The organism is Mesorhizobium sp. M0590 (assembly GCF_040320905.1).
In the GTDB taxonomy this organism is placed as follows: Bacteria; Pseudomonadota; Alphaproteobacteria; order Rhizobiales; family Rhizobiaceae; genus Mesorhizobium.
In genome coordinates this window covers 291,104-306,094 of record NZ_JAMYQN010000001.1, presented here as the reverse complement: position 1 = coordinate 306,094, position 14,991 = coordinate 291,104, and the positions used below count along the sequence as shown (strand labels likewise).

Here is a 14,991-nt window from a genome sequence, read left to right as displayed (position 1 = left end):
AATCTGGCAAGGAGGAGCCTTCGTGCCGCACTGGCTGCAATTGATGCTGGAATCCCTGCCTACGCTGCTGTGGGCTGCACTGATCTTCACCGTGCCGTTGACGCTGCTGTCGTTTGCATTCGGTCTTGTCCTAGGCCTGGTTGTGGCGCTTGTCCGGCTGTTCGGTCCCAAACCGCTGGTCGCCGTGGTCCGCTTCTACGTCTGGATATTCCGCGGCACGCCGCTTCTCGTGCAACTGTTCCTTATCTTCTACGGCCTGCCATCGGTCGGCATCCTGCTCGACGCCTTTCCGGCAGCACTGATCGGCTTCACCTTGAACATCGGTGCTTATTCGTCGGAAATCATCCGCGCCGTCATCGGTTCGGTGCCCAAGGGCCAGTGGGAAGCGGCCTATTCGATCGGCATGACCTGGGCCCAGGCAATGCGGCGCACCATTCTTCCACAGGCGGGACGCGTCGCCGTGCCGCCGCTGTCCAACACCTTCATCTCGCTGGTCAAGGACACTTCGCTCGCCGCCGCCATCACCGTGCCGGAGATGTTCCAGGCAGCGCAGCGCATCGTCGCCACCACCTATGAGCCGCTGATCCTCTATGTCGAGGCAGCGGCCCTCTATCTGATCATGAGCTCCGTGCTGTCGGCCTTGCAGGCGCGGCTGGAAACGCGGCTCAACCGTTATGGCGGCTTCCTGGAGGCGCGCGCATGATCGGCCTCACCAACATCGAAAAGCGTTTCGGCGACAATTTGGTGCTGAAGGGCGTGACCGTCACCATCGAGGAAGGCAGCGTTACGGCGCTTGTCGGGCCGTCGGGCGGAGGGAAGAGCACGCTTTTGCGCTGCATCAACCTGCTCGAGCTGCCGACTTCAGGCACGGTACGGATCGGCGACGATGCACTCGAATTCCACCCCGGCGGCAGGGTCTCGACCAGGGATATCCAGCGACTGCGGCTGCAGACCGGCATGGTGTTCCAGAATTTCCAGTTGTTTCCGCATCGCACCGCGATCGAGAACATCATGGAGGGGCTGGTGACGGTGCTGAAATGGCCCAGGGAGAGGGCGCGCGAACGGGCGCTGGCCCTGCTCGAAAAGGTCGGCATGGCGCACAAGGCCGATGCCTGGCCGGCGACCCTGTCAGGTGGCCAGCAGCAGCGCGTGGCGATTGCCCGGGCGCTGGCGCCTTCGCCGAAGGTCCTGCTCTGCGACGAGCCGACCTCGGCACTCGATCCGGAACTGGCGCAGGAGGTGGTCGACGTGCTCGGCAAGCTCGCCAGCGAGGGCACGACCATGGTGATGGCGACGCATGACCTGCGGCTCGCCTCCAAGATCGCGCGGGAAGTGGTGTTCCTCGATGCCGGCAACATCGTCGAACAAGGCCCGGCCGCGGTGCTGTTCAGCAACCCGGAACGCCAGCGGACCAAGCGGTTCATCGCCACACTAAAGCACGAGGCGGAAAGGGAGGACGGCGGCGAAGGTTAGATATGCATTCTCGCCGGTCAGCCAAAACAAAAAACCCGGCGCAAGGCCGGGTTTTTCTGAATTCGAAAGCAAAAAAGCTCAGGCGGCTTCTTCCTGCTCGGCTTCCTCGTTGTCGGCCTTGGCGCCGCGCTTCGGGCCCTTATTGAGGTTCACCTCGATGAGGCGCACCGCTTCGGTCTCCGACATGCGGTTGACGGCCGCGATCTCGCGGGCCATGCGGTCGAGGGCCGCCTCGTAGAGCTGGCGCTCGGAATAGGACTGCTCCGGCTGGTTATCGGCGCGGTAAAGGTCGCGCACCACTTCCGAGATCGAGATCAGATCGCCGGAGTTGATCTTGGCATCATATTCCTGGGCACGGCGTGACCACATGGTGCGCTTGACGCGGGCGCGGCCCTGCACGACCTTCAGCGCGCGCTCGACATAATCCTCTTCCGACAGCTTGCGCATGCCGATCGAGGTCGCCTTGGCGACCGGCACCTTGAGGCGCATCTTGTCCTTCTGGAAGTCGATGACGAACAACTCCAGCTTGTGGCCCGCGACTTCCTGCTCATCGATCGAGACGATCTGGCCGACACCATGCGCCGGATAGACGATGTACTCGCCGGTCTTGAAACCGTGGCGCGCTGCGGTGGACTTCTTCTGCGGGGTGATCGTTGCCATTACGCCCTGAACTCCTTGTTGTGGTACCGGCATCGTGCCGGCCCGAACTCGTGCGACCGGGGTGACCGGTCCTTAGCCACACAACGATGAACTCACCGGAAAGGCCAGGACCGGCAAATCGCAACATTGCGACCGCCTGCCCCAGATCGCTCTGGTCCGGATTGAGAAATTCACCTTTCAGTGATTTGGGGCGTTTGCGCCATAAATCGACGTTGTGTCACCGGCATGTTTGGTTGATATAACACAAAAAGTCGGAAGAATCAAGGTTTTGCTGCACGCGCGAAGGCCACGCGCCGTCGCCGCCTGTCAAGGCAGTTAATGTATCACGTCTGTTACGCGGCGTCAGGCCGCCGCAGCCGGCAGGCTCGTCAGTCGCCTTCGCCGGGCTCGGGGGAGAAATATTTCTCGAACTTGCCAGTTTCGCCATCGAAATTTTTAGCGTCGGCCGGCGGCTCCTTCTTGGCGGTGATGTTGGGCCATTTCTCGGCATATTCGGTGTTGATCTGCAGCCATTTGTCGAGACCCGACTCGGTGTCGGGCTTGATCGCGTCGGCCGGGCATTCCGGTTCGCAGACACCGCAATCGATGCACTCGTCCGGGTGGATGACGAGCATGTTCTCACCTTCGTAGAAGCAGTCGACCGGACAGACCTCGATGCAGTCCATGTATTTGCATTTTATGCAATTGTCGGTCACGACATAGGTCATTGGTCGGCTCCGGGACGTCCCATTTTATTGGGCTTTTTTGGTGAGGTAACGCCTTTGTCCGCTGGTGGCAAGGGCGGCCCCTGCCAGCGGTGCCGCGGTTTCCGGAATGGAATTCCGGAAGGCCGGCAAAGCGGGCGTTCGACCTTGCTCAATCGTCGCCGAGCAGGTGGTCGGTCTGGCGGCGTTCCTTCTTCGTCGGGCGACCGCTGCCGGCCTCGCGCAACGGCGGCACCGCATCCGGAAGCGCCTCGTCCTTGGGCGCGGGGGGCGGCGACATGTCCTCGTAGAGCAGGCGGGCCTCTTCGGCCGGGCCACGCCGTGCGCCGGTGCCAAGGACTTTCCAGACGGAGATCCGCCGCTCCAGCGTGATGGTCAAAACGTCGCCCGGCCGGACCGTATCGGAGGCCTGCGCTGCTTTGTCGCGATTGATGCGGACGCGTCCGGCGACGACCAGCTTGGCTGCCAGCGTGCGCGATTTTACCGCGCGCGAGAAGAACAGCCACTTGTCGATGCGCTGGCGGGCATCAGTGACCATTGGACGAGCAGCCTACTTCTTCAGCTGGTCGCGCAACGCGGCGAGCTTGGCGAAGGGCGAGTCCGGGTCGAAGCGGACCGGGCGTTCCTCACGCGGCTTTGGCTGGAAGGCGGGTTTTGCGCCTTGGGCGCCGCCTTTGCCGTCCTGCCGGCCAGCCTTCCAGTCGGGCCGGTTTTCGCGCCGGTCCGGGCGTTCACCTTGCGGCTTGCCGGCGCGCTGATCTGCCGCCTCGCCTTGCGGCCTGGGCTTGAACTTGCTGCGATCGAAGCGCGGCTTGCCGGCGCCGTCGCGCTGGTCGTGGCGCCCCTGACGGGCGGGCCGGTCGCCCGGCGCCGGTTGTCCGCCGGCATCTGCCGGCGCATCGCTGCGGCTGTCCGGCGCAGCTTGACCATTGCGCGCGCGATTGTCCCGATGATTGTCCCGGGGGCGGTTGTCATGCTGGCGATGACGCGGGCGCTGGTCGAAACGGCCCTGCCGCCACAACAGAACGGGTTTTGGCTCCTCGGCCTCTGGAGCGGGCTCGCCGGCGACGGCTTCCGCCGTCGTCGCAGGTTCGGCCGGCGATGTTTCCATAGTTTCGAAAACCGGCGGTTCTGCCGGTGCCGCAGCCTCAGTTTCCGCCCCAAGTTCCGCCCTTGGCTCGGCCGCTGGTTCCGCAGGCGCTTCAGCAGTCGCCTCCGCGGCGGGCCGGGTCTCTTGCGTGACTTCTGCCGCAGCTTCAGGGGCTGGAGCTTCCGCGACAGGCTCTGCCGTCGCTTCGGTCACAGCTTCGGCCGCCGCCTCCGCAACAGGAGCCGCATCCGACACAGGTTCCGAAGCCTCCGCCGGCGGCTCTGCCGCGGCAGCTGCTTCCGCCATCCTCGCCTGCTCGACTCGCGCAGCCTCTTCCGCCGCCTGCTTTGCAGCGGCAGCTTCACGCGCGGCATTGTCCTGTGCTTCGAGCCGCGCCTTGACCTCGGCCGCCGGTTTGGCATCGGCGCGATAGCCGAGTCCCTTCAGGATTTCTTCCATGTCGTCGGCGGTGGCGCCGAGGATCGACATCATCGGCGGCGTCACCATGAAGGACTGACCGTCATAGGCGCCGTCGGGGCGAGGGCCGAGGCCCGGCTTCCAGTTGGTCGCCGGCCGGATCAGGTCGGCCAGCCGTTCGAGAATATCGACGCGTACAGCACGCCGGCCAAGATTGCGGTAGCCGGCAAGCTTGTAGAAGGTCTTGTCGAAGGTCGGATCGATGACCACCGAGGTGCGGCCGGAGGCCAGTGCGTGAACGACATCGCCGAAGCCGGGCTTGTCCTTGCCGTCGTTTCTCAGCGCCCACAGCAGCGTTATCAGCCCGGCCGGCGCCGGCTTGATCAGCGCCGGGACGAAGACATGGTAGGCGCCGAAGCGCACTCCGAGACGGCGAAGCGCCGCGCGGCCTTCCTGGTCGAGCGACTTCATCTCGTCGGCGATGTCGCGACGGTTGATGAGGCCGAGATGCTCGACAAGCTGGAAAGCGATGCCGCGGCCGATGCCGGTGATCTGCTCGGCATTCTTGAGATCGACCAGCGGCTTCAGCAGGGATTCGATCTGGAAGTTGACGAAGCGCTCGGCGCGCGCCGCAACCTTGTCGCGTGCCGGGCCGGTGAGTTGCTCGTCGGCGAGCAGAACGAGACGCGGCTTCAAAGCGTCTTCGCCGGCGACCAGCGTGCCGATCGGCGCGCCGATCCAGCGTAGCGTGCCATCCGAACCCAGGGCGATGTCGCCATTGGCAGAGGCGCCGAAGCGCTCGGCCCGCGCCTCGAACTCGGCGGCAAGCGCCTTCTGCGCCGCCGCCCGTACCGCCTTGGCGTCCTCGCCGCCGGCGCTCTGGTCGGCGGTGAAGCGGAAACCCTGCAGCTCGCCGACATGATGGCCTTCGACGAGGACGGTTCCGGTTGGGCTGATTTCGGCTTCAGGCATCGTGTTTTCTCTAAGGCGCCGCATGAGGACGGAAGTCCTGCGGTCTACAAAACGTTTCGTCAACCGCTCATGCAGCGCATCCGACAATCTGTCTTCGATTTCGCGCGTCTTTTCCTGCCAGTGTGCCCGATCGGCCAGCCAGCCGGGCCGGTTGGAAACGAAGGTCCATGTGCGGATCTGGGCAATCCTGTGCGACAGCGTGTCGATGTCGCCTTCGGTTGTGTCGGCACGGCGCACCTGCTCGGCCATGTAGTTCTCGTCGACATGGCCATGCCTGGCAAGGTCCATGTAGATGGAGGCGATCAAGTCGGCATGCTGGGCCGGCGCGATCTTCCTGTAGTCGGGCAGCGCGCAGGCTTCCCAAAGCAGCGCCACGCGCCTGGCATCGGTGGTGAGTGCCCGGATGTCGTCGTCGCGCGACAGATGCTCGAGCGCCTGCGCGTCTACTGCCGGCAGTGCGCGCGTCAGGCCTTCTACCGGGGCGTTGGTCTCAATCGAGCGCTTCAGCGCATCGAGGCTGGCGAAATTGAAATGCGCGGTACGCCACTGCAGCACTTTCACCGGATCGAAATCATGCGCCTCGATCTTGTTGACCAGTTCATCATCCAGCGGATCGACCTGGCCGGTGACGCCGAAGGTGCCGTCGCGCAGATGCCGGCCGGCGCGGCCGGCAATCTGGCCGAGCTCGGCCGCCGTCAGGTTGCGGTACTGGTAGCCGTCGAATTTGCGATTCTGGGCGAAGGCGACGTGGTCGAGGTCGAGGTTGAGGCCCATGCCGATGGCGTCGGTGGCGACGAGGTAGTCGACGTCGCCCGACTGGAACAGCGCCACCTGGGCGTTGCGGGTGCGCGGGCTGAGTGCGCCGAGCACGACGGCGGCACCGCCCTGCTGGCGGCGGATCAGCTCAGCGATGGCATAGACCTCGTCGGCCGAGAAGGCGACGATCGCCGTGCGCCGCGGCAGGCGGGTCAGCTTCTTCGAGCCGACATAGGCAAGATGCGACAGGCGTGGTCGCGTCACTACCGACACGCCCCGCAGCAGGCGCTGCAGAATGCCGTGCATGGTGGCGGCGCCGAGCAGCAGCGTCTCCTGGCGGCCGCGCAGATGCAGGATGCGATCGGTGAAGATGTGTCCGCGTTCGAGATCGCCGGCGAGCTGGACCTCGTCGATGGCAACGAAGGCGGCGTCGGTCTCGCGCGGCATCGCTTCCACGGTGCAGACCGAGTATTTCGCGCCCGCCGGCTGGATCTTTTCCTCGCCGGTGATGAGCGCCACCTTATGGGCGCCGACCTTCTCGCAGACGCGCGTATAGACCTCGCGGGCAAGCAGCCTGAGCGGCAGGCCGATGACGCCGCTTTCGTGCGCCACCATGCGCTCGATCGCGAGATGGGTCTTGCCGGTATTGGTCGGGCCGAGCACGGCCGTCACGTCTCGACCCGACAGGATCAGCGGTTCAGTGTGTTTCGGATAGATGTTCATCGGCCTGGAAATAAGGCTCTCTGCCTCGCATTGTCGGGAGCGCGCCCATATTGGCCGCGTATGACAGGCGACACATAGGGATTTCGGGCGCGAAGCGAAAGCGGAATATGCCGAGGGCAGGCCGATTGGTTGGTTCGAAGCCAGAAAATCTGTTCCCGATTAACAGTTGGAACGAGTCTGGAACGAATCAGCGACGAATCACTGACTCGCGCTGATTCAGGGTTTGTTCACGGCTACATCTGGGTTTTCTGTCGGCGAGTCTCACCACATGCTGAATCACGGAAACTGGCCCGATTTATGCAAGTGGCATCCAAGCGAGCACTGCGGTTAACCTTTGCCGGTGAATGGTCGTGGCTGGCCAATCTGCTTCGCACAACATTATGAAATTATTGATGTTTCCTAACGCGCTTCAATCATTTCGAGGGTGTTTTCAGCTCTCGCCGTTAACGTTCCGCTCAAAGCCGGAACGAATCGGCGACGAATCAGAGATAGCCGAAGTTTCTTGGTTTGTTCACCGCTGCATGTTGTGTTGTGAACAGCTTTTCCACCGAGAATCCACAGGCTGCCGGGCGGTTTTTGCATAGGCTGCGCAGCGGCCGTTAACCTTTGCGTGCCGGATTGGGGCAGCGTGCCGCATCGAGATCTTGCAACGGGAAGACCGCTATAGAAACGGGCCGTTTTGCAGGCCCGTTCGTCCAAGCGCGTATCTGTCTCAACGTAAAGATAAACGATCAGGCGATGTACTGGCCGCCATTGGCTGATATGGTCGAGCCGGTGATGAAACCGGCATCGTCGGAAGCGAGGAAGACGACGCAGCGCGCGATTTCCTCCGGCTCGCCGAGACGGCCGACCGGGATGTGCGGGATGACGCGCTCGTTGAGGACCTTCTCGTCCATTGCCTTGACCATCTCGGTGGCGATGTAGCCAGGGCAAATGACGTTGACGGTGATGCCGGCGCGCGCGCCTTCCTGGGCCAGTGCCTTGGTGAAGCCGATATCGCCGGCCTTCGAGGCCGAATAATTGACCTGGCCGACCTGGCCTTTCTGGCCGTTGATCGAGGAGATGGTGATGATGCGACCGAACTTGCGGTCGCGCATGCCGCCCCACAACGGATGCGTCATGTTGAAGACGCCGGAAAGGTTGGTGTCGAGGACCTCTTTCCATTGCTCGCGCGTCATCTTGTGGAACATCGCGTCACGAGTGATGCCGGCATTGTTGACCAGCACCGAGACGGGACCGAGATCGGCTTCGATCTGTTTGATGCCGGCGGCGCAGGCCTCGTAGTCGGCGACGGACCATTTATAGACCGGGATGCCGGTCGCGGCCTTGAACTTTGCCGCCGCTTCTTCATTGCCGGCGTAGTTTGCGGCGACCGAATAGCCGGCGCTTTTCAAGGCGACCGATATCGCCGCGCCGATGCCGCGCGACCCGCCTGTGACGATTGCAACCTTTGTCATGCGTTTCCCTCCCAGAGTGAATGGTGAATGGGGAATGGGGAATGATTATTGCGTAAGCCCTCCGATCTTCCATTCACCATTCACAATTTGCCATTCATCCCATTGCTTCCACGCACATGGCAACACCCATGCCGCCGCCGATGCACAGCGTGGCAAGGCCTTTCCTGGCACTTCTGCGGCGCATCTCGTAGACCAGCGTGTTGAAGATGCGGGCGCCCGAGGCGCCGACCGGATGGCCGATGGCGATGGCGCCGCCATTGACGTTGACGATGGCCGGATCCCAGCCCATGTCCTTGTTGACGGCGCAGGCCTGCGCGGCAAAGGCCTCGTTGGCTTCGACCAGATCGAGGTCGCCAACCGACCAGCCGGCCTTGGCCAGCGCCTTGCGCGAGGAGGGGATCGGTCCCGTCCCCATGATCTGCGGGTCGACACCGGCGGTCGCCCAGGAAACGATACGCACCAGCGGTGTGATGCCGCGCCTTGCGGCTTCCGCTTCGGTCATCAGCACCACGGCGGCGGCGCCGTCGTTGATGCCGGAAGCATTGGCAGCAGTCACCGTGCCTTCCTTGTCGAAGGCGGGCTTGAGCTTGGTCATGGCATCGATTGTCGCGCCGTGGCGGATGTATTCATCCTGGTCGACTACGGTGTCGCCCTTCCTGCCCTTGACTGTAAAGGCAACGATCTCGTCCTTGAATTTCCCGGCTTTCTGCGCGGCCTCGGCCTTGTTCTGGGAAGCCAGTGCGAACTGGTCCTGGTCGTCGCGGGTGATCTGGAACTGGCGGGCGACGTTCTCAGCGGTGTTGCCCATATGATAGCCATAGAAGGCATCGGTCAGGCCGTCCTTGATCATGGTGTCGATCAGCTTGAAATCGCCCATCTTGACGCCACCGCGCAGATGTTGCGCATGCGGAGCCATTGACATCGATTCCTGGCCGCCGGCAACGATGATTTTTGCATCGCCCTGGGCGATCTGCTGCATGCCGAGCGCGATGGCGCGCAAGCCGGAGCCGCAGAGCTGGTTCAGGCCCCAGGAGGTCGCCTCCTGCGGCACGCCGGCGGCCATAGCCGCCTGCCGCGCCGGGTTCTGTCCTTGAGCCGCGGTCAGGATCTGGCCGAGGATGACCTCGTCCACCTCCTTGCCGTCGACGCCGGCACGGACCAGCGCTTCCCTGACGGCGACGGCACCCAATTCATGGGCTGGGGTGTTGGCGAAAGCGCCGTTGAAGGAGCCGACGGGCGTGCGTGCTGCACTGGCGACAACGATGGCGTTGGAAGCGGACATGTTCTTCTCCAGGCTTTCGGGGAACGATTTCGGGTGCCGTCGGGGACTTTTCTTGCCCTTTCCACAACCCGAGTCAAACCCGAAATGGGCATGGCGTCCCACTGCCGCAAGCATGCCGCCCGTCGCTGCAACGGCGGCCCATCCGTGCTGCGCAGCATAAAATGTTCCCGCACTGCACAAACTGCTTGGATTCATGACGCTTTTGCGCATATCCTTTAAAAAGGCGCAATCGTTACCGGCGGCTTACTTAAGCTGCCCGGTGTCCGGGGAGGATGCAGATGGCCGCAAAAGACGAACCTATTGTTATCAAGAAATATGCCAATCGCCGTCTCTACAATACGGGCACCAGCACCTATGTGACGCTCGAGGATCTCGCTGAAATGGTCAAAAGAGGCGAGGACTTTACTGTCCAGGACGCCAAGACCGGTGACGACATCACGCATCCGGTACTGACCCAGATCATCTTCGAGCTGGAGAACAAGGACGGGCAGAACATGCTGCCGATCCCGTTCCTGCGTCAGCTCATCGCCTATTATGGCGACCAGATGCAGATGATCGTGCCGAGCTTTCTCGAGCAGTCGATGCTGGCCTTCTCGAAGGAGCAGGAGCGCTTTCGCGAGCAGATGAAAGATGCCCTCGGCAAGTCGCCGATGGACATGATGAAGATCGCTACGCCGATCAAGGTGCTGGAGGAGCAGACGCGGCGCAACATGGAAATGTTCCAGAACGCCATGCGGCTGTTCACGCCGTTCCCGTCCGCGGGCTCGGCGCCGGCAGCAGCGCCGGCCGAACCGGCCAGGAAGGAAACGCCGGAAAAACCCGACGACCTTCAGGAGCTGAAGGAGCAGATCGCCGCGATGCAGCGCAAGCTCGACACCATGTCGTGATTGCCGGGGCGAGGCGCCGCGTCGAACCTTCGCTCAGGCGCCGCTGAGACTTCGCAAACAGCGCGGCTAGAGCTGCTCCGGCAGCGGCCCCTGGTAGCGGGCGCGTGGCCGGATCAGGCCGTTGCTTGTCACCTGCTCCACGGCATGCGCGGCCCAGCCGACGCTGCGGCCGAGCGCGAACAGGCGGAACGGCGCATCGGACGGCAAACGGAGACCGCGCGTCAGCGCGGCCAAAGCGAAATCGACGTTCGGGCGCATGCCCGTTGCCGCAAAGGCCGCATCGCAAAGCCGTAACAGCCCATCATCGACATCTATCGCGGCCAGCAACGGTTCCGCACGCGGATCGCCGTCGGGATAAAGCGGATGGCCAAATCCGGGCAGCGGCCTGTCGTGACCGAGCCAGCGTCCGACAGCCGCATCCGGCCCCAATCTCTGCGCATCTTCCGCCAGCATCATGACCGCCTCCGCGGCGCCGCCATGACGCGGACCGGAGAGCGTGGCGAGGCCGGCAAGCAGGCAGGCCGAAACAGGTGCACCGGTGGACGCGGCGACCGGCGCGGCGAAGGTCGATGCGTTCAATTCGTGATCGGCCAACAGTACCAGTGAGCGACGGATCAAGTCTGCGCCGGCCGCATCGAGCGACCATCCCCGCGCCAGCCTTTCGTGCACGGCACCAGTTCCGGGATTCGCGCCGAGCGCCTGGGCCAAAGCGGCGATGGCGCCGGCCGCATCGTGGTTGAGCGAAGCCGATCTTCGGCCGAGCGAAGGCCGGCCGTTGGCCGCCAACGCGGCCAATTCCGCGAAGGCAGCCGGCCGGCCAGTTGCGCCGTTGTCATGGCGGCTCGCCGAGACGAACGACACTGGTGCGCCAGATGCCCAAAGCAGGTTTGCCGTCTGCTCCAGCGTGGCAGCCTCGCAGAGAGCAACCGCATCCTGGCCGCGATAGACAAGGCGGCCATGCAAAACGGTCGAGATCGTGGTGGCGATCGCCGGCTCACCCCAGGCAATTGCACTTTCGGCGATTGCCTGGGGATTTCGGCCACGAGCCCGGCGGCTCGCCAGCGCCGCGATATCGTCGGCGCGATACTGGCTGCGGCGTGGATCCGCCCGGTCCGGCCGCACGCCGATGCGTCCGCGGCTGACATAGGCATAGAGGGTCTGGGCTCGCACCTTGAGACGCTCCAGGGCTTCGTCCCGCGTCAGCCACTCCGTCATGTCAGCCTTGTCATGTTGATTCCGTTGATCAAGATTGATGGTCGAGTCACCAACCCTTATCTTCCACCCGGAAAGGGTCAAGGAGAAAACCAATGGCGAATGGGCTCGATGATGTGGTGGCGGCGGAAACGGTGCTCTCCGATGTTGACGGTCTTGGTGGCCGCCTGACCATCCGGGGCCATTCGTTGCCCGAACTGGCAGGCCGCTGGAAATACGCCGAGGTGGTTCATCTGCTGTTCGACGGCTTTTTCGACGATCTTCCCGACGGCAGCGAGCTGGCGAACGCGATCGGTCGGGCGCGCAGCGAAGTGTTCGAGCAGATCAAACCCTTGCTGCCGTTTCTCGCATCCGTCGATATCTACAGCGCGATGCGCGCCGGTATTGCCCTGCTGCCGGATGGCGGCAAATTGTCGGACGCGCTGCGGCTGGTTGCGGCACCTGCCGTGCTGACGCCGGCCTTGCTGCGCTTGCAGCGCGGCGAAAGCCCGATTGCGCCCGATAGCAAGGCCGATCATGCAGCCGACATGCTGCGGATGCTGACCGGCATTGTGGCCTCGCCTAAATTGGCGAAGGCGCTCGATGCCTATCTCGTGACGGTTTGCGACCACGGCCTCAACGCATCGACCTTCGCCGCGCGCGTGGTCGCTTCGACGCAGGCCGGGCTTACTTCGGCGGTGCTGGCCGGGCTCGGAGCGCTCAAGGGGCCGCTGCATGGCGGCGCGCCAGGTCCGGTGATCGAGATGCTGGATGCGATCGAGGCGCATGGCGACGCCGCCGGCTGGCTGCGTGGCGAGATCGCGCGTGGCCGCCGCATCATGGGCTTCGGGCATCGCATCTACCGTGTGCGCGATCCGCGTGCCGACGTGCTGAAAGCGGTGGTGCGGCAGCTCGGCGCCAAGGGCGAAGCCGGCCACCGGCTGGCGTTTGCCGAAAGCGTGGAGCAAGCGGCGCTCGAAGTGCTTCTCATCGCCAAGCCGTCGCGCTCGCTCCAGACCAATGTCGAGTTCTTCACAGCGCTCCTGCTGGAAGCGGCGGGCTTTCCGAAAGAGGCGTTCACCAATGTCTTTGCTGCCGGGCGCGTCGCCGGCTGGATTGCCCATGCGCGCGAGCAGCAAACGAGCGGACGGCTGATCCGGCCGCAGTCGCGCTATATCGGGACGGTGCCGGACCTCGTCGCCTGACGAGCTTTCAGCGCATGCTTTGCGAAACGAGGCAACGACCTCTCTTAGGGGACGAGAGAGGTCTACATGACAAAAATTTCATGTCATTGCTCCACACATCCGCTGTTCTTGGGTGACAGAGAGCCTATATGCTGCAGTGCAGCATGGTTCCACGGGAGCCCGCCTCGAAAGGAATAAAGCCGCCTTGACCGCCAGAAAAACCGCCATCATCACCGGTTCCACCTCGGGCATCGGCCTGGCCATTGCTCACGCGCTCGCGGCCGAAGGCTGCAACGTCGTCGTCAATTCCTTTTCCGACACCGCCGACGATCACGCCATCGCCGACGCAATCGCGAAGCACCACCAGGTGAAGACCGTCTACGTCAAGGCCGATATGTCGAAGCCGGCCGAGTGCCGGACTTTGGTGGCGAAGGCAGCCGAGGCATTCGGCTCGGTCGACATCCTGGTCAACAACGCCGGCATCCAGCATGTCGCGCCGGTCGAAAGCTTCCCGATCGAGAAATGGGATACGATCATCGCCATCAACCTGTCATCGGCCTTCCACACCATCGCAGCCGCCATCCCGTTGATGAAACAGGCCGGTGGCGGCCGGATCGTCAACGTCGCCTCGGCCCACGGCCTTGTCGCCTCGCCGTTCAAATCGGCCTATGTCTCGGCCAAGCATGGCATTCTGGGCCTGACCAAGACGGTCGCCCTGGAGCTGGCGCGCGACAAGATCACCTGCAATGCCATTTGTCCCGGCTATGTGTTGACGCCGCTGGTCGAGGCGCAGATCCCCGACCAGATGAAGGCCAACAAGATGGACCGCGAGACGGTGGTCCGTGAGGTCATGCTCGAAAAGCAGCCTACCAAGGAGTTCGTCACCGTCGAGCAGGTTGCGGCGGCCGCGGTGTTCCTATGCTCGGATGCGGCGGCGCAGATCAACGGCGCGCACATCTCTGTCGATGGCGGCTGGACCGCTCAGTGAGGCTTCCAGCGGTCAAGGGCCACGCCATGCCGAAAAATGGCAAGGCGGAAGAACCAAAGAAGATCAATGTCGCGCTGCAAGGCGGCGGTTCGCACGGGGCGTTTTCCTGGGGCGTGCTCGATCGGCTGCTCGAGGACGGGCGCCTCGACATAACGGCGGTTTCGGGCACCAGCGCCGGCGCCATGAATGCCGTGGCGCTGGCCGACGGCTTTGTCCGCGGCGGTGTCGAGGGCGCGCGGCGGAAGCTCGACGATTTCTGGCGTGCGGTGGCGGCAAAGGGCCGCTTCAGCCCGGTACAGCGCATGCCTTGGGACGTCGCCTGGGGCAATTGGTCGATCGAGAACACGCCCGGCTATTTCCTGTTCGATACGATGTCTCGGGTATTTTCGCCCTATGTCGCCAATCCGCTCGCCATCAATCCGCTGCGCGACGTGGTCGAACGTGAGATCGATTTCGACAATGTGCGCGCCTGCAAGTCGATGGAACTGTTCATTTCCGCTACCAATGTCGAGACCGGCCAGTTGCGGGTCTTCTCGGACGGCGAGATCGACCTCGACACGGTGATGGCGTCGGCCTGCTTGCCGCAATTGTTCCGTGCCGTCGAGATCAAGGGCGTGCCCTATTGGGATGGCGGTTATGGCGGCAACCCGGCACTGTTCCCGTTCTTCAAGACGGCGGCCACCGAGGACGTGCTTTTGGTGCAGATCAATCCGGTGGTCCGCGAGGGAACGCCGAAGAGCGCCAATGAGATCCAGAACCGCATCGACGAGATCACCTTCAATGCCGGGCTGTTGCGCGAATTCCGCTCGATCGCCTTCGTCAAGGAACTGATCGCCGCCGGCCGATTGCCGCACGGCGAATATCGCGACATCCGCATGCACCGCATCGATGCCGACGAAGCGTTCAAGGATCTGTCGGCATCATCCAAGGTCAATGCCGAATGGGCGTTCCTTGCCTATCTGCGCGACCTCGGCCGCACCGCAGCCAGTGATTGGCTGGAAGAAAATTATGACGCCGTCGGCAAGCGGCCGACGATCGATCTGTCCGGCGAACTCGACGACGGCTTGAAGCCGGTGCGCGGGCCGGCGCCGGGCCGGCGGGTCAAGGAATTTCTTGCGGCGCGCAAGCAGCCCGAGGCCGCCCGCCGTCCGGCCTAGCTGCTTCGCAAGCAGATGGCATTCGCAATCCGTCAATCATCCTGACACTT

The 14,991-nt window shown here is 63.5% G+C and carries 13 protein-coding genes; 6 read left to right on the top strand and 7 right to left on the bottom strand.

What is annotated here, in order from left to right:
* The first annotated feature begins 22 nt into the window (after positions 1-22).
* Positions 23-703: an ABC transporter permease subunit gene (locus NKI52_RS01570; protein ID WP_352471183.1), complete on the top strand. Its 681-nt coding sequence runs from the start codon at positions 23-25 to the stop codon at positions 701-703.
* The gene (locus tag NKI52_RS01565; RefSeq protein WP_352696851.1) at positions 700-1,473 is read left to right on the top strand and encodes an amino acid ABC transporter ATP-binding protein; all 774 of its coding nucleotides are present in this window, start codon (positions 700-702) and stop codon (positions 1,471-1,473) included. Before NKI52_RS01570 ends, NKI52_RS01565 begins: the two co-directional genes overlap by 4 nt.
* Before the next feature lie 78 nt (positions 1,474-1,551).
* Here the strand turns inward: NKI52_RS01565 and NKI52_RS01560 are convergent, their stop codons facing one another.
* The 6 genes from NKI52_RS01560 to NKI52_RS01535 form a co-directional block, all read right to left on the bottom strand.
* Positions 1,552-2,133 carry a CarD family transcriptional regulator gene (locus NKI52_RS01560; RefSeq protein WP_006327799.1) on the bottom strand — a complete coding sequence of 194 codons (582 nt, stop codon included), beginning with the start codon at positions 2,131-2,133 and terminating at the stop codon, positions 1,552-1,554.
* A gap of 368 nt (positions 2,134-2,501) precedes the next feature.
* Positions 2,502-2,840, bottom strand: a complete 339-nt coding sequence (gene fdxA / locus NKI52_RS01555) for a ferredoxin FdxA (protein ID WP_292664799.1) — start codon at positions 2,838-2,840, stop codon at positions 2,502-2,504.
* A gap of 148 nt (positions 2,841-2,988) precedes the next feature.
* Entirely contained in the window at positions 2,989-3,375 is a 387-nt protein-coding gene (locus tag NKI52_RS01550) for an RNA-binding S4 domain-containing protein (protein ID WP_352696849.1), read from the bottom strand.
* Positions 3,376-3,387: 12 nt separating this feature from the next.
* Positions 3,388-6,795 (bottom strand): helicase-related protein, encoded by a 3,408-nt coding sequence (locus NKI52_RS01545; RefSeq protein WP_352696847.1) that lies wholly within the window; start codon positions 6,793-6,795, stop codon positions 3,388-3,390.
* Positions 6,796-7,526: 731 nt separating this feature from the next.
* Positions 7,527-8,252 (bottom strand): acetoacetyl-CoA reductase, encoded by a 726-nt coding sequence (phbB, locus tag NKI52_RS01540; protein WP_023678447.1) that lies wholly within the window; start codon positions 8,250-8,252, stop codon positions 7,527-7,529.
* A gap of 94 nt (positions 8,253-8,346) precedes the next feature.
* Complete coding sequence (locus NKI52_RS01535) at positions 8,347-9,534, bottom strand: acetyl-CoA C-acetyltransferase (RefSeq protein ID WP_352696845.1); 1,188 nt, start codon at positions 9,532-9,534, stop codon at positions 8,347-8,349.
* A 278-nt stretch (positions 9,535-9,812) separates the two neighbouring features.
* On the opposite strand from NKI52_RS01535, the gene phaR reads away from it, so the two are divergent.
* Entirely contained in the window at positions 9,813-10,421 is a 609-nt protein-coding gene (phaR, locus tag NKI52_RS01530; RefSeq protein ID WP_352454871.1) for a polyhydroxyalkanoate synthesis repressor PhaR, read from the top strand.
* A gap of 66 nt (positions 10,422-10,487) precedes the next feature.
* Here the strand turns inward: phaR and NKI52_RS01525 are convergent, their stop codons facing one another.
* The gene (locus NKI52_RS01525) at positions 10,488-11,636 is read right to left on the bottom strand and encodes a citrate/2-methylcitrate synthase (RefSeq protein WP_352696844.1); all 1,149 of its coding nucleotides are present in this window, start codon (positions 11,634-11,636) and stop codon (positions 10,488-10,490) included.
* A gap of 92 nt (positions 11,637-11,728) precedes the next feature.
* Between NKI52_RS01525 and NKI52_RS01520 the strand changes: the two genes are divergently transcribed.
* The 3 genes from NKI52_RS01520 (at position 11,729) to NKI52_RS01510 (ending at position 14,941) form a co-directional block, all read left to right on the top strand.
* Positions 11,729-12,817 (top strand): citrate synthase/methylcitrate synthase, encoded by a 1,089-nt coding sequence (locus tag NKI52_RS01520; RefSeq protein WP_352634177.1) that lies wholly within the window; start codon positions 11,729-11,731, stop codon positions 12,815-12,817.
* Between the two features lie 184 nt (positions 12,818-13,001).
* Positions 13,002-13,784 carry a 3-hydroxybutyrate dehydrogenase gene (locus NKI52_RS01515; RefSeq protein WP_352696842.1) on the top strand — a complete coding sequence of 261 codons (783 nt, stop codon included), beginning with the start codon at positions 13,002-13,004 and terminating at the stop codon, positions 13,782-13,784.
* A gap of 26 nt (positions 13,785-13,810) precedes the next feature.
* Entirely contained in the window at positions 13,811-14,941 is a 1,131-nt protein-coding gene (locus NKI52_RS01510; RefSeq protein ID WP_352572011.1) for a patatin-like phospholipase family protein, read from the top strand.
* The last annotated feature ends 50 nt before the right edge of the window (positions 14,942-14,991 follow it).

Coding starts and splice junctions, on each gene's coding strand:
- NKI52_RS01565 (WP_352696851.1), top strand. CDS start 700: ATGATCGGCCTCACCAACATCGAAAAGCGTTTCGGCGACAATTTGGTG.
- NKI52_RS01560 (WP_006327799.1), bottom strand. CDS start 2,133: ATGGCAACGATCACCCCGCAGAAGAAGTCCACCGCAGCGCGCCACGGT.
- fdxA (WP_292664799.1), bottom strand. CDS start 2,840: ATGACCTATGTCGTGACCGACAATTGCATAAAATGCAAATACATGGAC.
- NKI52_RS01550 (WP_352696849.1), bottom strand. CDS start 3,375: ATGGTCACTGATGCCCGCCAGCGCATCGACAAGTGGCTGTTCTTCTCG.
- NKI52_RS01545 (WP_352696847.1), bottom strand. CDS start 6,795: ATGAACATCTATCCGAAACACACTGAACCGCTGATCCTGTCGGGTCGA.
- phbB (WP_023678447.1), bottom strand. CDS start 8,252: ATGACAAAGGTTGCAATCGTCACAGGCGGGTCGCGCGGCATCGGCGCG.
- NKI52_RS01535 (WP_352696845.1), bottom strand. CDS start 9,534: ATGTCCGCTTCCAACGCCATCGTTGTCGCCAGTGCAGCACGCACGCCC.
- phaR (WP_352454871.1), top strand. CDS start 9,813: ATGGCCGCAAAAGACGAACCTATTGTTATCAAGAAATATGCCAATCGC.
- NKI52_RS01525 (WP_352696844.1), bottom strand. CDS start 11,636: ATGACGGAGTGGCTGACGCGGGACGAAGCCCTGGAGCGTCTCAAGGTG.
- NKI52_RS01520 (WP_352634177.1), top strand. CDS start 11,729: ATGGCGAATGGGCTCGATGATGTGGTGGCGGCGGAAACGGTGCTCTCC.
- NKI52_RS01510 (WP_352572011.1), top strand. CDS start 13,811: ATGCCGAAAAATGGCAAGGCGGAAGAACCAAAGAAGATCAATGTCGCG.